Genomic DNA, 19,925 nt, shown 5'->3' with positions numbered 1-19,925 from the left:
TTACCTCACTGTTTACCGTTATTCAGCGGCTAATGGCTGATCAGAAATGGTGGTAATTAATTTCCACTCTATTAATTTTGCCAAAACAGCCCCTAGATCGAACTCGTCTGAGTCTGGTAGCGCCTCTTCCAACTTTTTGTTCTGTAATAACTGTTTGAAGAAACATGCTTCTTGGTAGCTAATCACATGTAATTGAGCGACTAAATGCGACTTCGCAAGGAGTAAATATTCGCCTTCCTGAATGGCAACCTGATTCAAGCGCAGGTCTCCATCATTACGATGTGCATGGTAGAGTGAGCCGATCGCAAAAGGAGACGCCAGTAATAGCGAGGTGGGAGGTAAACTTAAATACAGCGCAGAGGGGTCGTCTACTTGAGCAAAGGCTTCTGCTATTTGTTCATGGTTTAGTGTGGCGTGTTCTACGTCATGGGTGAGTGCCAATAAACTGTATTCGAGGGCGGCTAAATCAGCGAGATATGGCAGGCTCTGGGCGGCTTCAAATTGACGAATGAAGTCTGAAAAAAGGTGACCATATTCGCTGATAATAGGGGATTCTGGTGGCGATACCAGCAAGTACTGTTTTGCCATAGCCCGAAAAAAATCATCCCCTACCAATGCCTGAGTAACAGGGAATATATCGGACAATGCATCGATCAATGAGACCACAACATTGTTACGGTAAACGTTCAGTCGGATTTCTTTTTCTTGCAGGGTCTGGGCGTCTATTTCGCTATAAAAACGAGTGTCTTCAGACAATAGAGCAGCTTTAAATTCGTTGTTCATAGGAATTGCCCTCTAATGCCGTTTGGCGAATCGTGTCGGCATAGCGTGCTTCTGCAAGCAGTTCCGTTAATGGCGGAAGGTTACCATCGCGTTCAATCAGTGTTGGACAAGCCTGACCAAGAGCGTCTAGCTGAACACAGGTATATTGATAAAGTGCCCATACATCCTGGGACACAGGCTCATCATGGCTGTCTATTTTCAATGGCAATGTGGTGTTGCTGTCTATGGTGTGACCAGCAAGGTGCATTTGCCCCACGGCATTTAGTGGGAAATCATTGAGGTAGTCGTATGGGTTGGTTCTATTGTTAAAACAAGATACTTCGACATTATTCACATCCAGTAATAAGCCGCAGCCAGTGCGTTTGGCAATTTCACGAATGAAATCCGTTTCGCTCATATTGCTGCGTGTGAACTCAAAATAAGTCGATGGATTTTCAAGCAGAATTTGTCTTTGTAGATACTCTTGAACTTGCTCAATATGTCGGCACACACGGTCTAATGTTGGGCCATCATAGGGTACTGGTAATAAATCATTTAAGAACTGACTATGGTGTGTCGACCATGACAAATGTTCTGAAAAAACAACAGGTTGAAGCTCGTTAACCAGTTTGGAAACGCGCTTTAAATGTTCGATATTTAGGGGAGTTTCACCACCAATGGACAGCCCAACACCATGTACGGTGAGAGGGTAATGCTCGCGGATTTTATGCAGATAATGGCGCGCAGGTCCGCCGTTACTTAAATAGTTTTCGGCATGAATTTCAAAAAAACCTACCTCAGGTAGATCCGCTAATATGCTGTGATAATAAGCAGGTTTTAAGCTGATACCAGAGAGGGATGAAAAGGTCGAAGAAGCAAGTGTTGCATCTTCGACTTTTGGTGTGAAACGAGACATGAGAATGTGAGTCCGTTTACTTAGAAAGCTTTCAATTGGCCGTGGCCAGTTGGGGATGTCTTAGACTCCATTTCTACACAAGTGCCCGCTGGGACAATTTTCCAAGCATTACTTTGGTAATCCGTTTTAGATGTACCTGCACAAGATGTACCTGGGCCTGCAGCACAATCATTTTGACCTGCTAGTGCTACGCCGTAGCACTTTTCTTTACCAGCAGCTTGAGCAGGAACAGATACTGCAGAGATTGCAACGGCAGTACCAAGTGCTAGGGCTAGAGATGCTTTTGTATTTTTCATGGTGATAACCTCATTTTCTATTAATTAGTATGTCAAAGGGATAACAAGCAATGCCTTATGCTTTGCTTGTGTTACCCATCTTTGACGAGGGGGAAATGGGTTTTCTTACACAAATTATTTAAAAAACTAAAAAAAATCATTTGTCGTCAGGGTCTTTTGTGTAACGCTTTGAAATAGAACGCAATTCTTCCATTTGTTGTGCAAAGCGACGACAGGGTGGGCACAGGGTAGTATGTACGCCAAGGGATATTTTTTCTTTAGTATCGAGTGGTCTATCCAACTTTTCAGACAACAACTGAGTGGCTTGTTGGCAGTTCATCATGATGTTTTCTCCGTTTGATACCAGTTATCCTCTAAACATTTTCTTAAGCGTAGGCGAGCACGATAAAGGGTGACATTGAGATTGGTGACGGTGAGATCTTCGTTATGGCAAATTTCTGTGGTGTCCATTTCAAGAAATTCCCGCATCATAAAATAGCGGCTGTATTTTTCGGGGAGGGCGTTTAGGCAGGCGTCAAATACTCGCCAGAAATGTGCGTTTTCAACCCCGTGATCTGGGGTATCCCATTTTTGAGGACGTTCACTTTTTTGCCAATGACCGTGTTTGTTGAATAAGACTTCAATCAGCTCTTCGCCATTTACGTTCGGCCCCTCTTCTAATTGGCTGGCTGCTGTGTAGCGCTTTTCTTTGCGTAATAGGTCGATTAGCTTATTTTTCAGGATCGAGAAAACCCATGTTTTTAGTGCTGCTTGGCGCGAAAAGCGATCTATATTCTTATAGGCGGACAACATGGCTTCTTGAACCGCGTCTTCAGCCAGTTGGTCATCACGGACTTGTAGGCGAGCGAATTTGAGCATTTGTTGCCGCAGATCATTCATAAAGTCCGCGTTGAGGAAAATGCCAGCGGCATTAGGAGGAGTTGGGTCGGATGAGATACTGGCGTTTGTCATTTAAGCCTCTACGGATAATTTATTACCATTGTAGACTGCCGAAACGCGTGAATGTTCGCTGCATAGGAAAAGATTTGCTAAGAAAGGTAACAGCGCTTATTGATTAAGCGCTGTAAAGGTTTGGTTGATCTTATTCACACTGTACGGTGGTGTGATGCTGCCAGCCAGCTGATTATGCCTGTTAACTAACAGCAGTAGGCCTGGAGAAGCCTTGTCGCCTACTTTATTAAGTAAGGATAAGGTTTGTGCATAGGAAGTATCGCCAGGGCGAAGGACCGCTTGACCATTGCTTTCAAAGGTCGACATTTCTCCTTGGCAGATTGCGTCACAGAGCTTAGGTTGTACTAATAATCCATACCACTGATGTTTTTTAACCTTACTCAGCGTGGATAAGTCCGGTAAATCTCTTGCTTCAGGCAGTAACTGAATATGTAACTCGGCCAGTTGGTCTGCTGATAAGTGCGGTTCTTCGAAATAATTACGAAAACTTTCGCTTAGTCCACAGAGAATGCCAGCGACGGCGATAAGAGTAAAAATCCACGCGGCGGTAGAGTTATTTTTACGTTTCATTCGGTATTTTCTCGTTATGTTTTAGGCCTGTTGGGCAGCTTCTGCGAGGTATTCGTCCTTTAACTTAACGTAGTTAAGGCCAGCATACTGAAAGTATTCGATTTCTTTTTCAGTTAAAGGTCTTGCTTGTTTCACGGGCGAACCTAGATACAAAAAACCGGATGTTAAACGTTTGCCAGGGGGGACTAAAGAACCTGCACCAATGATGACTTGGTCTTCGACGACAGCACCATCTAAAATGGTGGTGCCCATACCCACTAAGACTTTATTGCCTATTTGGCAGCCGTGTAGCATAGCCATATGCCCAATAGTCACATCGTCACCGATAGACAAAGGGTGACCTTCTGGCTTGTAGGCACTGGCGTGGGTGATGTGCAGACAAGAGTTATCTTGGATGCTAGTGCGGGCGCCAATGCGAATATGATGCATGTCTCCTCGAATAGCGACCAGCGGCCAAACAGAGCTGTCGTCACCTATGGTGACATCGCCGATAATCACCGCATTGTCGTCAACCCAAACGCGTTCACCTAATTGTGGAGTCTTACCACGAAACGATTTCATCACCATAGAGCCTCTCTTTTATGGGTGTTTTTGTGTGCAGTAAAGGTGAACTATCGACATGATAGCGATAGCATCATTGAAAAAAACCAAACACCACATATCTTATTACACATAGATTACTTTTCATAAGGCCGCGAAATAGTTGCCTTAACCATTTTATGAAACGCGATACACAAGTAACCATGATGGTCTTAGCGCGTTTTTCGCATAGAAGGATACCATGATATGCCACAGTCCGTATGGGATGCGACCAGCTTACCAACCTTTTCTACGCTTGATGTCGCCAGTATTGAAGCGGAATTGACAGAGCGTTTGCGAGATACGCAAGCGGCGATAGATGCGTGCGTGAACGAAAACAGCGAGCCGACCTGGGAAAGCCTAGTGCTGCCATTGGATCAGCTGCATGATGAGTTGGCTAATTTTTGGTCGCCTATTAGTCACCTTAACTCTGTTAAAAATACCCCAGAGCTGCGCGAAGCCTATAACGCTTGTTTGCCGAAATTAACTCAGTACTACACAGACCTAGGCCAAAATAAAGCACTCTATCAAGCTTACAAAACGTTAGCAGAAAGTGAAGCGGCAAATGAGCTGTCCGCGGCACAAAGAGAAGCCTTGGTGCAAACCATCCGTGATTTCGAGTTATCCGGGGTTGGCTTAGAGGGCGACGCCAAAAAACGTTATGGCGAAATCAGTCAGCGTTTGTCTGAATTGAGCAGTCAATTTGGCGAAAATGTATTGGACGCGACTCAAGCTTGGAGCAAGTTAATCACAGATGAAAGTGAGTTGGCTGGATTGCCTGCATCTGCATTAGCGCAAGCGAAACAAATGGCAGAAGCGAAAGATAAAGAAGGCTGGTTGTTTACCCTAGATTTCCCTTCCTACATGCCGGTGATGAGCTATGCGGATAACGCCGCGTTACGCGAAGAGATGTATCGCGCCTTTGCAACTCGCGCTTCTGATCAAGGGGGGGATATCAAGTTTGATAACGCGCCTTTGATCGATGAAATTCTAGCGCTACGTCACGAAATGGCTCACATTCTAGGTTTTGATAACTACGCTGAGTTGTCCGTGGCGACCAAGATGGCCGATAACGGTCAGCAAGTAATCGACTTCTTGCAAACCTTAGCGAAGCAGTCGAAAAGTTCAGCAGAACAAGACCTTGCTCAATTAACCGCGTTCGCTAAAGACGAAAATGGTGTAGCAGAGTTAAACGCGTGGGACATGGGCTACTACGCAGAGAAATTACGTCAGCATAAATACAGTATTTCCCAAGAAGAGCTGCGTCCCTATTTTCCAATGAATAAGGTGTTGTCTGGTTTGTTTCACGTGGCACAAACTTTATTCGGTGTGGATATCCGCGAAGAGAAAGTATTCGATAGTTACCACAAAGATTTGCAATTATTTACCATCAGCAAAGAGGGAGAAGATATGGCTCGTTTCTATCTAGACCCTTATGCTCGCGAAGCAAAGCGTGGTGGTGCCTGGATGGATTCTTGCCGCACGCGCCGTCGTTTGAGTGACAATCGTCTGCAGCTTCCTGTTGCCTACTTGGTGTGCAACTTTACTCCGCCAATTGGCGATAAGCCAGCGTTATTAACCCACGATGAAGTGACAACCTTGTTCCATGAGTTTGGTCATGGTTTGCATCACATGCTTACTCAAGTGGATGTATCGTCCGTTTCAGGTATTAACGGTGTGGCATGGGATGCGGTTGAGTTACCAAGCCAATTTATGGAAAACTGGTGTTATGAGCCAGAAGCCTTAGCGCACATTGCGGGTCATTATGAAACAGGCGAGCCATTGCCGACTGAGCTGTTAGATAAAATGTTAGCAGCGAAAAACTTCCAATCAGGTATGCAAATGGTGCGTCAATTGGAGTTTTCTTTGTTTGATTTCCGTTTGCACCGCGAATACCAGCAAGGCATTTCTGTTCAGTCCGTTATTGACGAAGTGCGTCGTGACGTTGCGGTAACAACGCCACCCGAGTTTAACCGTTTCCAGAACGGTTTCTCGCACATTTTTGCTGGGGGCTATGCGGCAGGGTATTACAGCTATAAATGGGCTGAAGTGTTATCAGCGGATGCTTTTTCGAAATTTGAAGAGGATGGCATTTTCAATAAAGACACGGGAGCCCGCTTCCGTGATACCATATTAGCCAATGGTGGCTCTCGTCCAGCAGCAGAATTATTTGCTGAGTTTCGTGGTCGCGAGCCAAGTACCGACGCTTTATTAAGACACAGTGGTATTGCAGCCTAGCTGTAGAATGCCGCATCGCGAGCGCGGCTAACAACGACAATAAAAAAGCAGCTTAATGCTGCTTTTTTAGCGAAGCGAATAGGCAATATTATGACAGTAAAACGTTTTATCGCAGGGGCAGTATGCCCTCGCTGTAGTGAAATGGATAAAATTCGTGCTTGGCGTGATGATGACGCAGAGAAGCAATACCGTGAGTGTATTTCGTGTGGTTACACGGATGAGCAGTCTACCGTGGTTCAAGCGCAACCAACCGAAATCCCAACCCGTGTAAATACTCCCCACAGCGGCGCGCCAGAGGCTGAAGAAGTGGTGATCAACTTTATTCCAAACCCTGGAATGACGAAGCACTGATTGTCTTTTGTGTTAAAGCTTATGCTATAGCGCTTTTGTAAAAACGGAGTCCTAGATAACGACTCCGTTTTTTTATGGATCACGCTGGCTACCTGTTGTGGCTAAAAAAGCGATGTTTCTCAGTCTGCGTAACCGCTACCAATGGCATTAAAAGGCATCTTGAGCCCAAGCTCTGGGACTTTTAAACCAACCCAAGCCGGGAAGGTGTTGCTATTCGGTCCAGGAAACACGGTATATTGATCCGCCCATGGATAGTGAGCAACAGCTTGCGTTATCTGAGGTATTAAACGCTGCGCTTTTTCCCCTTGAATCGATAGTAGTTTTTCTGGCTTAGCACCGTACCAGTAGCGGTCCGGCGTTTTCGTCTGATATTCATGGAGCGCAGGTAACCCGCTCTTTAAACGCCAGCCAACCACTTCATATACTTTGTATTTCTCTGCATGCTGCTCTTTTGTGGCAATCCAAGTATGCACCGCAAACCAGCCTCGCCAACTGAATGCATCCGCCGCGTAAACTTCAATAACGGCCTCTTGGTCGGTTTCTGGGTCAGGCGCGATACCTGCCGGCTCACGACTTGCCGTTTGCCAATCGCTGTTAGAGCAGGCATTGAGCAATAGTGCTACGAACATGACTCCAATGTATTTCAGCATCATCTGACTCCTTGTGGGTTCATCCGCAATTTTGGCGCCTTGTGCCGCCACAGTGCAAGTGTGTTTAGTTTCCCTAATGGGCAAAGTTTGATTGTTTTATGCCGAACTCGGTCACTGCCTATGGTGGTTTACTAGCGCAGAGGGGAAGTGAGAGAAGGGGCTGTTTATTAGCACTTATCGCCAAAGAGAGAGGTGATCATGAGGCTTAATATTAGGTGTTGAAGGGCTGATTTGTCAGAGCCAGAAGCGGAGGAGATCGGTCAAGTAAAGAGGATTTATCCTTAAAATTGCAAAATAGGGAAAGAAAGTGCCCACAAATGGTTCATTTATGGGGCGTGATGTTTTATGGTGCCCCACTTAAAAAATTTGATGGATCCTTTCCCATGACTTCAAATCTGACCCCCTCCTTGTTTCAACGCTATATGAAAGGCAGCTTGGTTCTGCAAATTATCATTGGTGTCGTATGTGGTATCGCACTAGCGTATGCGTTACCAAGTGCTGCTCAGTCAGCTGGTTTGCTTGGTGGCTTTTTTGTTAAAGCGCTGAAAGCCATAGCGCCTGTTCTGGTGTTTATTTTGGTGATGGCATCGATTGCTAATCATAAGCAAAATGAGCAAACCTTTATTCGACCTGTGTTGGTTTTGTATGGTGCCGGTACACTAATTGCTGCGTTTGTTGCTGTGTTGTTTAGTTATGCTTTTCCAACACAATTGGATTTAGTGACCGCCGACCTGAGTCGTTCAGCACCACAGGGCATTGCAGAAGTATTACACACCTTGTTTTTCAACATGGTTGATAACCCAGTGAATGCCTTAGTAAAAGGTAATTATATTGGTATCTTAACCTGGGCTGTGTGTTTTGGTATTGGTCTACGTCACGCTTCTGAAATGACGAAAGAGTTACTGCAAAACCTAGCGGATAGTGTGACTACCGTAGTGGGTTTCGTGATCCGATTAGCGCCATTTGGCGTATTTGGTCTGGTGGCGAATACAATTGCAACCACAGGTTTTAGTGCTTTATTAGGTTACTCTCACTTGTTGTTAGTGCTGATTGGCTCTATGTTGTTTATTGCTTTAGTAACCAATCCTCTATTGGTATTTTTGAGCACTCGTCAAAACCCTTATCCATTAGTTTTTCAATGCCTAAAAGAGAGCGGTGTCACCGCGTTCTTTACTCGTAGTTCCGCAGCGAATATTCCGGTAAATATGGATCTATGTAAGCGCTTAGAGCTGGATGAAGACACCTATTCTGTATCGATTCCACTTGGAGCCACCATCAACATGGCAGGGGCTGCTATTACTATAACGGTATTAACTCTAGCAGCGGTGAACACCTTAGGTATCCCAGTGGATTTTGCCACGGCCATTTTACTGAGCGTTATAGCGGCTGTGTCTGCTTGTGGCAGTTCTGGTGTAGCTGGTGGATCGCTGTTGTTGATCCCATTGGCCTGTAGCTTATTTAACATCCCAAATGATGTGGCAATGCAAGTCGTGGCTGTGGGCTTTATTATTGGTGTGTTGCAGGATTCTGCAGAAACGGCACTGAACAGCTCGACCGATGTGTTGTTTACCGCCGCCGCTTGTCGTGCGGCGCAGCGTTAATAGTAAGAGCCATGTGTTTTTGCAAAAAAGCCGCGTCTGTTTAGACGCGGCTTTTTTGATGAGTTTTGCCACAGTGCCACTGTGGGGGTTATTCGTTGCTGTCTTTTCTAAGCGGCTGGGTGGTGAGTAGTTGGCCGATTGCTTCAGCGTTTACAGGTCGCGAGTAAAGCCAGCCTTGACCGATAGCATCTGGGCTGCGTTCAAGAATATAGTCTTCGGCACATTGATCTTCGATACCTTCGAAAACCACATGCATTTTTAGATTTTCAATCAGCTGAAAAATACCATTAAGCATGTTTTGGTTAATAGAGTCAGTACCAATGGCTTGGGTAAACATTTTATCTATCTTAATTTCATCTGCTTCAAGAGCACTTAACCAAGAAAGGTTAGAGTAGCCGGTACCAAAATCGTCCAACGATACTTGATAGCCTTTTTTAATAAATTGTTTAGTGGTGTTCGACATCGCTTCTTGATCGGCAGCTGAACGTTCTGTTATTTCAAAAATAAGCTGCTCTTGCTTAATTCCATGACGCTCTACCAAGTCATCTATGAATGAGAGGAACTGGGTGTCTGTCAGGTCTTGAATGGATAGGTTAATACTGACAAAGAAGGATTCATTATTAACAAGATAGTCACGCATATCCATTAATGTTTTTTCTACGATAACTTTGGTTAACGACTTAATAAGATTGTTTTGTTCTGCTAAGGCAATAAACACATCAGGAGAAACCGCCCCATAGGTATCGTCATTCCAGCGTGCCAAGGCTTCAACGCCTACAACCTCACCTGTTTGTAACTGTATTTTGGGCTGATATTGAACATGCAGTAGCTTTTTCTCAATGGCTTTTTTCAGATGAGAGCCTAGAGAATGTTTGCGCAAACGGGCAAAAGAGACGAGTAAAGAAGTAATGCCGCCAAATAAAAAGCCAATGACAATAATAACGGTGTGATAAAGATATGAGATCCCAAAAATACCTAACTGAGAATCTACCGCTGTTGTACAGACAACCGTGCTGCCTTGTGAGCAGAGTTCAGTATGTATTTTTCTTCCTTCTATTGGCAGCCAGAAAAAAGGATCTTGCTCCCCTGATAGTAGCGCCACTGTTTGCTGCTTATTGATGTCACCGAATGTTTGGTAAATGTAATCACTGCGCTTTGTGGTCAATACAGCAGAAATAAATTCAGGGACACGAGGTAAATTGGTAAAAACATAATGGGAAACAAAGGCAATGCTGTTTCCTTGGGCAACAGCATCACTGCTGATGCCTTCCTTTGGAATATCTTTAAGTTGTTTCCAAAACTGATAACCATCCGGTGTTAGTTCACTGGAATGAGGTAAGTTTCTTTGATGAGTTAATAATCCCCAACCTGCTGAGCACTCGATCGCACCGTTTTTTAATCTTCCTATATCGTGAATAAAGTCAAAATCCCAAAGCCCCGTACGTAAGTATCCCATATCTTGTGGAGAACATTGAGGATAGGGAGATTGACTAGCAAACTTTAACGATAGACGGCTTTCTTTATTGGCCTTAAGTGCCCGACTCAAGATAGCCTCAGAATACTCCAGAAGAAATTCTCTTTCGTGACTTATAATGACGACATGAACAACACAAATGGTGAGTATGGTGCCCAATAAGCCAGACAGTAATGCCATCCAATGCATTTTCTTCGGCAGAGTGAAAAAAGAGGGTGCTGGTTGAGAAACTCTATGCATTAGATGTCTAGCTCAAATATTTTAAAGTTGATATTGAGCCTAGGCTCTGGGATCGCGAATAATATAGAAAATATTTGTGACAAATGTGCGCAGTTTGTGTAAATACGAAGTTTTTTGTTAAAAACAACACTTATCTTTATTTGCTCAGCGTTTTTTACACATTAATAAACACTTTAGTCGTTTTCTCTTTTAGGTGTTCTTACTTTTCTTCTTCTCTTTACTTTTTTAAGTGTTCGGTTTTTACGCCGCATCTTGGTTTTAGCTATTGTGATTTAATTGTGTACTAAGTATTAATACGTATTGTGATGTGTTTTTTTCCGTATTCGTACGAATAGCTTACAATGATAGGGTAGGCGATTATCCAGTCTGCTTGATCCCGTTTTAAAAATAATAAACAACAGGACATAAAGATGAACTCTTTAAAATTCACCACATTAGTGGCTGCGGCAGCAGTGACTATGACAACTTTCTCTATGACTTCTACGGCTGCTGACCGAGTATATAAACTCAAAATGGCAGAAACATGGACCACAAATTTCCCTATCTTTGGTGATGCGCCGCGCAATATGGCACGCATCGCAGACGAAATGTCCAACGGCCGTTTAAAAATCACCATCGACTCTGCGAACAAACACAAAGCGCCGTTTGGTATCTTTGATATGGTTCGTTCTGGTCAATATGATATTGGTCACTCCGCTTCTTATTATTGGAAAGGTAAAGTCGCCAACACGCTTTACTTCACGACCATGCCTTTTGGTATGACCGCCCCTGAGCAATATGGCTGGTTCTACGAAGGAGACGGCATGAAGCTGATGGAAAAGGTGTATAAGCCATTTGGCCTATTGTCTTTCCCAGGTGGTAATACCGGCATGCAAATGGGTGGTTGGTTTAAAAAAGAAATCAACACAGTGGATGACCTAAAAGGTCTTAAAATGCGTATTCCAGGGTTTGCTGGTGAAGTGCTTGCTAAGTTGGGCGCGAAACCAACCAATATTCCACCTGGTGAGCTATACACTGCATTGGAACGTAACACCATCGATGCATTGGAGTGGGTAGGTCCTTCTCTTGATTTGCGCATGGGCTTCCATAAAATCGCACCCTACTACTACACGGGTTGGCATGAGCCTGCGACTGAGTTGCAGTTCTTAGTGAACGAGCGTACTTGGAAGCGTCTTCCAGATGACCTACGTGAAATTCTTCGTGTTTCTATGAAATTGTCTGCTTACGACATGTATATTCAGTCTTACCATGAAAGTGGTGTGAACTGGGCGACCATGAAAACGGACTTCCCAAATATTCAGGTGAAAACCTTCCCAACGCCAGTCCTCAAAGCCATGAAACAAGCGAATGACGAGTTGTTAGCAGAGGCGGCAGCAAAAGATCCTCTTACGAAAGAGATTCTAGACTCGCAAAAAGAGTACCTGAAAACCGCTCGTATTTGGACGGACATCTCTGATCGTGCTTACCTTGATAGTTTAGACAGTATTTCTGAATAACCCTCTTACGACGCACAATAAACCCTGTTTGTTGTGCGTCTTTTCTAGGAGTTTTGCATGTTTTTAACAAACCTAGAGAGAGGAATTACTCGTTTCTCTAACCTGCTTGGTAGTATTTCAACTATCTTGCTTATCGCCTTGTTGTGTAATGTTTTTTATGACGTCTTATTGCGTTATGCCTTCAATGACGTGTCGATTGCAATGCAAGAGCTTGAGTGGCATCTGTACTCAACGATTTTCTTATTAGGCATACCTTACGGTATCCAGCATGGTGGTCATGTTCGTGTGGATCTAATTTATGAAAATTTGTCCATTAAAAAGCGTGCTTGGATCGATTTATTAGGTTGTGCCTTCCTCATGCTGCCGTTTACGTTATTAGTCGGTTATTACGGTGTTGGCCACGCGCAAGAAGCGTTTGCCCTAGGCGAGGGCAGTGGTGACCCTGGCGGTCTTCCTTATCGCTGGATCATTAAAGCGGTAATCCCATTTGCTTTTTTCTCCATGGCCATCAGTGGCGTGGGTATGATGATTCGTTCTATTAATGCCATTCGCGGTATCAGCGAAGATGGCTTTAAGAACCCACCGATTCAACACTAAGCGCATTTCCAGCTCATTGCATATAGGTCATTTATGATTGGAATTATTATGTTTTTCGTTGCCTTAGCTATGTTGATGCTAGGGTTCCCTGTCGCTTTTACTTTTGGCGGTATTGCACTGATCTTTGGCGTCTTTGCTGAAGGTTTTGACATGTTTGCTTTTATGCCTTTCAGGATTCAAAGCTACATGGAAAACACCACTATGATGGCGGTGCCTTTGTTTGTTTTCATGGGGATTGTGTTACAGAAAACACAGCTTGCTGAGCAATTGCTGGAAGCGATGGGTAAGCTGTTTGGTCGAGTCCGTGGCGGCTTGGCGATTTCTACTATCTTGGTAGGCGCCCTATTGGCAGCGTCGACCGGTGTTGTAGGGGCGAGTGTGGTGGCGATGGGGCTTATCTCTCTCCCTGTTATGCTCAAGTACAAGTACAACAAATCCCTTGCCTGCGGCACCATCTGTGCGTCAGGTACCTTAGGTCAGATCATTCCACCATCGATCATCTTAATCATTTTGGGTGATGTATTGGGCATTCCAGTGGGCGATTTGTTCCACTCGGCAATCTTGCCTGGCATGGTACTGATCGGCTGTTACATTGTTTACATTTTAATACTGACTTTTATTAAACCTGAGTTAGCACCGGCGTTGCCGGAAGACCTAGACGATGAAACGCGCGCAGAGCAGATTATCAGTGCGTTAAAGGCGATTATTCCACCGCTTGCTTTGGTATTAGTAGTATTGGGTTCTATTTTCTCAGGTATTGCCACGCCAACAGAGTCATCCGCTTTAGGTGGTGTTGGTGCGATTATTCTTGCTCTTTTATACGGTAAGTTTAATTGGAAAATGCTTTATTCAAGTAGCATGGAAACAGTCAAAGTGACTGCTATGGTATTTGCTATCTTGATGGGTGCGACGGCCTTTTCCATGGCGTTTAGCTACACAGGTGGCGATCAAATCGTTGAAGAAGTGTTACTGAATTTACCTGGTGAGAAATGGGGCTTCATTATCTTAGCCATGATCGCTATTTTGATTCTTGGCTTCTTTATCGACTTTGTTGAAATTGCTTTTATCATTGTTCCAATCTTGGCACCGGTGGCTGAAGCGTTGGGAATCAATATGGTGTGGTTTGCTATCCTGATTGCAATGAACTTGCAGACCTCTTTCTTAACACCCCCCTTTGGTTTTAGTTTATTCTATCTCAAAGGTGTTGCCCCAAGTTCAATTAAGACAACAGATATTTATAAAGGTGTGATGCCTTTCATTCTGATTCAAGTCTTGGTACTGGCGAGTCTTATGATCTTCCCTGAGTGGTATGGCATGGGCTAATAACCGCCAAATTTGGTTATTAACAAGCGGCGATGCCTTAGCAAATGGCAGCGCCGCTTTTTTTTGGGTGCGATTCAAATTTTTATCATCATAAGTAGGCTTTTCCGTGGGACTAAAAATAAAAATCATTCTGCTAGCCGTTGTTCCGCTAGTAGTTTCCACCGTCATTATTATTTATTTAAATCAGAAATCAGCGCGGGATCTGGCCGCCGATGAGCTGTCTATTTATGAATTTAATTTGGTCAATGCCAAAAAAGAAGCGTTAAGAAGTCATGTCGAAATCGCCATGAGTGCGATTCGTCCTATTTTAGAAGATGACTCGTTAGGAGATATGGAAGCCCAAGAGATAGTGAAATCGATACTAAAGGGATTACGTTATAGTGATGACGGCTATTTTTTTGTGTACGACAGTAATGGTGTGAACCTAGTGCATCCGACTCAGCCTGAATTGGTTGGGGAGAATTTATGGCTCTTTAAAGACACGTCGGGCAACTATTTGATTCAACATTTAATGGCGGTGGCCAAAACCGGGGGAGGCTTTCATCGTTATATTTGGGAAAAACCACCTTTAATGGAGCAAGAAGAAAAGATTGGCTATGCGATCATGATAGATCGTTGGCACTGGATGCTAGGCACTGGGCTTTATTTAGGGGATGTATATCAAGAGTTGGCCAAAGCCAAGGCGACGATGAATGCTAATATCCGACGCAGCTTTTTTCTCGTTAGTGTGGTCGCGAGTATTACTTTGATTTGTGTGATTTTATTGGGTTTGGCGATTAACCTGCATGAACATAAGCTAGCGGACTCTCGACTAAAAGCCTTAGTGCAGCGTTTTATGCGTTTGCAAGTGTTAGAAAAGCGCCGCTTATCGCGTGAGTTACATGATGGAATCAATCAAATGCTGGTGTCTTGTAAGTTTCGAATAGAGCTGGCGGGCAACAAGTTACAACGGGATGATGATAAAGCGGTAGTTAAAGAGGAGTTGATCAAAGCTGAAGGCTTAATCAATCAAACCATCAATGATATTCGTCAGGTCTCCCACGACCTTCGCCCTACGGTACTGGATGACCTTGGTTTAGAAACGGGTTTGAAAGGCCTGATAGACCAGTTTCAAGAAAGAACCCGCATCAAGGTAAAGTACAGCTTTAAAGTAATAGACGAATTACCTGACGAAATTGAAATCGCCCTATATCGGTTTGCCCAAGAAGCGTTAACGAATATTGAAAAACATTCGCAAGCGAAGAATGTCATACTGCAAGTTTGGCAGTCGCAGCAGCGTGTTATTTTTGAATGTTTAGACGACGGCAGAGGCTGTTCTCATCAATCGACTTTGTCGCCAGGTATTGGGTTAATTAACATGCGTGAGCGTATTGAATTAGTGGGTGGTGACTTTGTTTTTCAATCTCAAAAAGAGAAAGGGACGAAAGTCAGTGCCATTTTATCGATCACCTCCCCTATAATGGACTAACACATAATAAAAAGAGAGATTGGAATGACAATTGAGCCATTGAAAATACGTGTGTTGTTGGTGGATGACCATATGTTGGTATTAGATGGCCTGCAAGCACGGTTGGAAATGGAAGCAAATATTGAGGTTATTGGCACCGCATCTAATGGGCTTGAGGCGCTTGAAAAAGCACAGCAATTGCAGCCAGATTTGGTGTTAATGGACGTCTCTATGCCGGTCTTGAATGGACTTGAAGCAACCAAGCGCTTTCGTAGTGAACAAGCCAATATTAAAATCCTGATGCTCAGCATGCACAATGATAAAGAATATATTTTGTCGTTGATTCAATCGGGAGCCAATGGATACGTACTAAAAGATGTGTCGTCTGAAGAGCTGGTTCAGGCGATTAATATGGTGCATCAAGGTGGCACCTATTTTAGTTCAAAAGCCTCCGATGCCTTATTTGGAGAGAGTGCCAAAATTCCTTCGGAAGAAGAAACCCTATCTCCGAGAGAGAGTGCGGTGTTGGTTGAAGTGGCGAGCGGTTTTTCTAATAAAGAAATTGCCGTGCGCTTAAATATTAGTGTGCGTACAGTCGAGACGCATCGCCAAAATATCAAACGCAAATTAGACATCCATTCTTCCGCTGGGTTAGTGAAATATGCGATTGAGCATGACCTGATTAAATAAGTTGTCCCGTGGTGATAACAACCAAGCTAGTGGAGTGCAAGCACCCCAAGGAGGTTTACCCTACGATCAGGGCATAGCACCTTGGGGTGTTTGAGTTAAACGATAGGCTAACTTTCCTAGAGCTTGAATCGCGTGACTAGATTATCGAGTTGGTTTGATAAAGTTTGTAAGTTGCGACTAGCAGCGGTTAAGGAGTCGGCAATGTTGGCCGTTTCAGCCGTAAGTTGGTTAATTTCTTCCACATTCTGGCTTACTTCCGTCACCACAAGGGATTGTTCTTCTGTTGCCCTTGCCACCTGAATGTTCATCTCACTTATTTTGCCAATGTGAGAAGTGATTTGCACTAGCGCATTATTTGCATCGCCGGCTTGTTCCACTGCAAAATTACTTTGCTCTTGGCCACTGCTGATTGTCGATACCGTTTTTGCGGACTGGGCTTGCAGTTGATCAATCATTTTTTGTATTTCATCGGTGGAGGCAGAAGAGCGACTGGCTAAGTTACGAACTTCATCTGCGACCACAGCAAAACCTCTACCTTGTTCGCCGGCCCGTGCTGCTTCGATCGCTGCGTTAAGGGCGAGTAAATTAGTTTGTTCAGAAATACTCCGTATAGTGTCTAAAATACTGCCAATAGAGTCGGTTTGCGATGCTAAAGAGTTGATGTCGATACTGATATGTTCGATTTCCTCTGACAGCGAGACCACACCTTGGCGTGCTTGACCTACCAAACTGGCACCTTGATTTGCTTGCGAGTCAGCTTCTTGTGCTGCTTTTGCTGCATCCGAGGCATTGCTCGCAATGCTCTCAACCGTGGTCCCCATTTGATGAATCGCGGTAGCAATTTGGGTCGTACGATCGCGCTCGTTTAATGCGTTATCATGAGTTTCTTTGGCCTTGCTAGCCACATTGTTTGCAGTGTCTGCAAGTTGTCGAGAGTTCTCCGCAACCGCTTCAATGGCGCTGCGGATTTTGTCCGAAAATGTATTAAAGTGGCGGCCAATGTTTGCCAATTCATCGTCACCTAGCAGCTCAATGGTAGAGCCTAGATCAAGGTTGTCACTGGCTTGAGTGATATGTTGTTGTAGATGACGGACGCGCTTATTCAACCTACGTAAAATGATCAAGCCAAGCAATATCGATGCTGCCAAAGCAATGATGATGACGCTAATGAGTTCGTTACGGGTGACTTTATATTTGCTGCTGCTTGCCAAATAGCTGGCTTGGCTTTGGTCTAATAGCTGGTCTAAAAGCTCATTAACGGCTTTGCGCATCACGCCATAGCTGCTGGCGTATTGATTGCGATAAATGCCTTGTGCCGTGGCTAAATCCCCATTTTCTATGGCGTTTAGCATAGGCTCCAGTTCATTGCGTTTCACCTTGGCAAAGGTGTCAATTAAGCTTTGTACCTTGGCTTGAATCTGCGGGTCAACCTGGGCGCCTAGTGCTTGTTGGAGCGCCTGATCCATTTCCGGAATGTCTTCAGTACGCGTCTCATTAACGCGGGTTTGTACGCCTTTTGTGTCTTTCATGGCTGAGATTTCTTGCAGCAAAATGACATCAATACCGACGCGCATCCGAGGAATGCGTGAAGCCACTTCAGCCAGAGAGCGCATTGGAATATTGGTATTATCCGCGAGCTCCTCTGCTTGATCTTGCATATCGGATAAGCCGCTTAAACTGCACCAGCTAACCAATAGTAAAGCGACACAGGGAATGGCGATGATAGAAACAAATTGCGTTTTGAGCGTCATTTTATTGAACACAGTATCTTCCTGATGTTGTGATGGCGTGAGAATTAGTCAGTAATAAAGACGGCCAAATGTTATTTGGGCACTGTTTATGTGGTGTGCTTTGGACGAGTTACCAAAATTAACAAATATCTTTATTAGATGATGGATCGGGAGAATATGGCCTTAATAAGGATTTCTCAAGTGAAAAATGCGCTTTGTTTGATTTCGCTGCAGTCACAGTGAATTTAGTGCTTTAACAGGCGGAATGGATGCGCTGAATCGAAGCGGGATTGGTCTTAAGTTTATTGGCAGGGCGAATCGGGCGAGGGGCAAAATTACCGCCACAATTCGGGCATACCCCATGTAATACCGTGTCGACGCAAGCAGAGCAGAAAGTGCATTCAAAAGAGCAAATCATGGCCTCAGTAGAGGATGGAGGAAGGTCTTTATTACAGCATTCACAATTTGGTCGAAGCGCCAGCATACTGAGTCCCTACTTGGTCGTCGTTGATTCATATTAGCAGAAGTAATAGCCATGGCGAAATCGCCTATTCGGTTATCAATGTCGTTTCAGCTGCTCGCAATTAGTGCATTCATTTACTAAGTTTGAAAAGGAGATTTAAGCCGTTGCCATTCAGGTTGCGGTAGATTAATGCAGAGGCAATAGGAGCAACAGGAATGTTATTCGGAACACGGAAAGCAACAGTAAAATCCGAACCATTGAACGCCCCTGAAGGGGCACAGCAGCAGGTTCAAGATGAGCTCAATGCGATTAAATCAAACACGGCTTACATTAGTTTTAGCGCTGACGGAATTATATTAGATGCGAACGCTATTTTTCTTGAGGCAATGGGGTTTTCATTAGAGGAGATAGTCGGCCAACATCATCGAATTTTTTGCGGGCCAGAGTATGTAAAATCCCCTGAATATAAAATCTTCTGGGATGATTTAAAGGCGGGCAAATCCTTTACCGGTAATTTTCTACGTTTTAAGAAAAACCAAACTCCTGTGTATTTAGAAGCGAGCTATTTCCCTGTTCTTGGGCCAGATAGACAAGTCTCTAAAATCATCAAGATCGCCAATGATGTGACCGACACCCAAGCAGACCTGAACAACAAGGATGCTGTATTGAGTGCATTGGATCGTTCTTTAGCTGTTATCGAATTTTCTCCTGATGGCACTATTTTAACCGCAAATAGAAACTTTCAGCAGGCCATGTGCTACGACTTAGAGAGCATTAAAGGTAAGCATCATAAAATCTTCTGTGATGAGCATTTTTATAAAGATAACCCTGATTTTTGGCAGCAGTTAGCGAATGGCAAACATTTTTCTGGGCGTTTTAAGCGGTTTGATGGCAACGGTAAACTCATTTGGTTGGAAGCGACTTACAACCCTATCTTTGATGAACAAGGAAAAGTTTATAAAGTCATTAAATTTGCCTCTGATATCACGGAGCGAGTGACCATGGCACTCAATGCGATCGACTTAGCGGCCGCAACGTCAGAGCAAACCAGCCAAGTGGCTTCAAATGCGGTGCAAGTGCTTAATGAGTCGGTAAAAACCTCCATTGATATTGCAGACAAAGTAAGCAGTGCAACAACGACTGGAGAAGAGCTCAAAGCACAATCTAAAAGCATCGCCGAAATAGTGGTAACCATTCGATCTATTGCTGACCAAACTAATTTACTAGCACTCAATGCCGCCATTGAAGCGGCCAGAGCAGGGGAAGCTGGGCGAGGCTTTTCGGTGGTCGCCGATGAGGTTCGTCACTTAGCCAGCAACACCTCCGAAGCGACCGCTGAAATCGCAAAGGTTGTTGAGCGAAACCATGAGTTGATCAGCGTAATGGATCAAATTCTCGGCTCTGTATCTGGTATCGCTTTACATGGAAAAGAGAGTATTACAGATGTCTCAAGAGGGTTAGATGAGATAACGCAAGGCGTACAAAGGTTTGTTGAAATGGTTGATAAAATGAAACCTTAGCAAGCATTTCTCAGTAGGCACTTATCAGTGA

General features: G+C 44.2%; 20 protein-coding genes. 9 read left to right on the top strand and 11 right to left on the bottom strand.

Annotated features, from left to right (window positions below):
- Window positions 1–18: 18 nt before the first annotated feature.
- The 7 genes from DFP81_RS08915 to DFP81_RS08885 form a co-directional block, all read right to left on the bottom strand.
- Entirely contained in the window at window positions 19–783 is a 765-nt protein-coding gene (locus DFP81_RS08915; protein WP_115897425.1) for an HvfC/BufC N-terminal domain-containing protein, read from the bottom strand.
- A complete protein-coding gene (bufB, locus tag DFP81_RS08910) occupies window positions 767–1,678 on the bottom strand; it encodes an MNIO family bufferin maturase (RefSeq protein ID WP_115897424.1) in 912 nt (303 codons plus the stop codon). Before bufB ends, DFP81_RS08915 begins: the two co-directional genes overlap by 17 nt.
- A gap of 20 nt (window positions 1,679–1,698) precedes the next feature.
- Complete coding sequence (locus DFP81_RS08905) at window positions 1,699–1,974, bottom strand: BufA1 family periplasmic bufferin-type metallophore (RefSeq protein ID WP_115897423.1); 276 nt, start codon at window positions 1,972–1,974, stop codon at window positions 1,699–1,701.
- Window positions 1,975–2,110: 136 nt separating this feature from the next.
- Window positions 2,111–2,296 (bottom strand): anti-sigma factor family protein, encoded by a 186-nt coding sequence (locus DFP81_RS08900; RefSeq protein WP_115897422.1) that lies wholly within the window; start codon window positions 2,294–2,296, stop codon window positions 2,111–2,113.
- On the bottom strand, window positions 2,293–2,925 hold the full coding sequence (locus DFP81_RS08895; protein ID WP_115897421.1) for an RNA polymerase factor sigma-70: 633 nt from the start codon (window positions 2,923–2,925) through the stop codon (window positions 2,293–2,295). Before DFP81_RS08895 ends, DFP81_RS08900 begins: the two co-directional genes overlap by 4 nt.
- 96 nt (window positions 2,926–3,021) lie before the next feature.
- Window positions 3,022–3,495, bottom strand: a complete 474-nt coding sequence (locus DFP81_RS08890) for a hypothetical protein (RefSeq protein WP_115897420.1) — start codon at window positions 3,493–3,495, stop codon at window positions 3,022–3,024.
- Window positions 3,496–3,516: 21 nt separating this feature from the next.
- Complete coding sequence (locus tag DFP81_RS08885; protein WP_115897419.1) at window positions 3,517–4,062, bottom strand: gamma carbonic anhydrase family protein; 546 nt, start codon at window positions 4,060–4,062, stop codon at window positions 3,517–3,519.
- Window positions 4,063–4,281: 219 nt separating this feature from the next.
- Here DFP81_RS08885 and prlC point away from each other — a divergent pair, with 219 nt between their 5' ends.
- A complete protein-coding gene (gene prlC / locus DFP81_RS08880; RefSeq protein WP_115897418.1) occupies window positions 4,282–6,312 on the top strand; it encodes an oligopeptidase A in 2,031 nt (676 codons plus the stop codon).
- 90 nt (window positions 6,313–6,402) lie between these two features.
- Window positions 6,403–6,663, top strand: a complete 261-nt coding sequence (locus tag DFP81_RS08875) for a YheV family putative zinc ribbon protein (RefSeq protein WP_115897417.1) — start codon at window positions 6,403–6,405, stop codon at window positions 6,661–6,663.
- 119 nt (window positions 6,664–6,782) lie between these two features.
- On the opposite strand, the gene DFP81_RS08870 is transcribed toward DFP81_RS08875, so the two are convergent.
- On the bottom strand, window positions 6,783–7,316 hold the full coding sequence (locus tag DFP81_RS08870) for a DUF3750 domain-containing protein (protein WP_245959124.1): 534 nt from the start codon (window positions 7,314–7,316) through the stop codon (window positions 6,783–6,785).
- A 380-nt stretch (window positions 7,317–7,696) separates the two neighbouring features.
- Between DFP81_RS08870 and sstT the strand changes: the two genes are divergently transcribed.
- Window positions 7,697–8,914: a serine/threonine transporter SstT gene (gene sstT, locus DFP81_RS08865; RefSeq protein ID WP_115897624.1), complete on the top strand. Its 1,218-nt coding sequence runs from the start codon at window positions 7,697–7,699 to the stop codon at window positions 8,912–8,914.
- An 88-nt stretch (window positions 8,915–9,002) separates the two neighbouring features.
- On the opposite strand, the gene DFP81_RS08860 is transcribed toward sstT, so the two are convergent.
- On the bottom strand, window positions 9,003–10,628 hold the full coding sequence (locus DFP81_RS08860; protein ID WP_115897416.1) for an EAL domain-containing protein: 1,626 nt from the start codon (window positions 10,626–10,628) through the stop codon (window positions 9,003–9,005).
- 410 nt (window positions 10,629–11,038) lie between these two features.
- Here DFP81_RS08860 and DFP81_RS08855 point away from each other — a divergent pair, with 410 nt between their 5' ends.
- The 5 genes from DFP81_RS08855 to DFP81_RS08835 all read left to right on the top strand — a co-directional run bounded on the left by DFP81_RS08855 (window position 11,039) and on the right by DFP81_RS08835 (window position 16,181).
- Window positions 11,039–12,124, top strand: a complete 1,086-nt coding sequence (locus DFP81_RS08855) for a TRAP transporter substrate-binding protein (RefSeq protein ID WP_115897415.1) — start codon at window positions 11,039–11,041, stop codon at window positions 12,122–12,124.
- Between the two features lie 57 nt (window positions 12,125–12,181).
- Window positions 12,182–12,721: a TRAP transporter small permease subunit gene (locus tag DFP81_RS08850; RefSeq protein WP_115897414.1), complete on the top strand. Its 540-nt coding sequence runs from the start codon at window positions 12,182–12,184 to the stop codon at window positions 12,719–12,721.
- A gap of 33 nt (window positions 12,722–12,754) precedes the next feature.
- Window positions 12,755–14,044, top strand: coding sequence for a TRAP transporter large permease (locus tag DFP81_RS08845; RefSeq protein WP_115897413.1), 1,290 nt, complete (start codon window positions 12,755–12,757; stop codon window positions 14,042–14,044).
- A gap of 106 nt (window positions 14,045–14,150) precedes the next feature.
- A complete protein-coding gene (locus DFP81_RS08840; RefSeq protein WP_115897412.1) occupies window positions 14,151–15,512 on the top strand; it encodes a cache domain-containing protein in 1,362 nt (453 codons plus the stop codon).
- Between the two features lie 24 nt (window positions 15,513–15,536).
- Entirely contained in the window at window positions 15,537–16,181 is a 645-nt protein-coding gene (locus DFP81_RS08835) for a response regulator transcription factor (RefSeq protein WP_115897411.1), read from the top strand.
- Between the two features lie 116 nt (window positions 16,182–16,297).
- Here the strand turns inward: DFP81_RS08835 and DFP81_RS08830 are convergent, their stop codons facing one another.
- Both DFP81_RS08830 and DFP81_RS08825 read right to left on the bottom strand, forming a co-directional pair.
- The gene (locus tag DFP81_RS08830) at window positions 16,298–17,944 is read right to left on the bottom strand and encodes a methyl-accepting chemotaxis protein (RefSeq protein ID WP_115897410.1); all 1,647 of its coding nucleotides are present in this window, start codon (window positions 17,942–17,944) and stop codon (window positions 16,298–16,300) included.
- A gap of 220 nt (window positions 17,945–18,164) precedes the next feature.
- The gene (locus DFP81_RS08825) at window positions 18,165–18,395 is read right to left on the bottom strand and encodes a DUF1272 domain-containing protein (RefSeq protein WP_115897409.1); all 231 of its coding nucleotides are present in this window, start codon (window positions 18,393–18,395) and stop codon (window positions 18,165–18,167) included.
- A gap of 194 nt (window positions 18,396–18,589) precedes the next feature.
- On the opposite strand from DFP81_RS08825, the gene DFP81_RS18515 reads away from it, so the two are divergent.
- Entirely contained in the window at window positions 18,590–19,894 is a 1,305-nt protein-coding gene (locus DFP81_RS18515) for a methyl-accepting chemotaxis protein (protein WP_115897408.1), read from the top strand.
- Window positions 19,895–19,925: the final 31 nt, after the last annotated feature.

The sequence above is a fragment of the Marinomonas pollencensis genome (assembly GCF_003387375.1).
GTDB lineage: Bacteria > Pseudomonadota > Gammaproteobacteria > Pseudomonadales > Marinomonadaceae > Marinomonas > Marinomonas pollencensis.
Note: the sequence above shows the minus strand (reverse complement) of the source record. Positions and strands in the feature narration are given on the sequence as shown.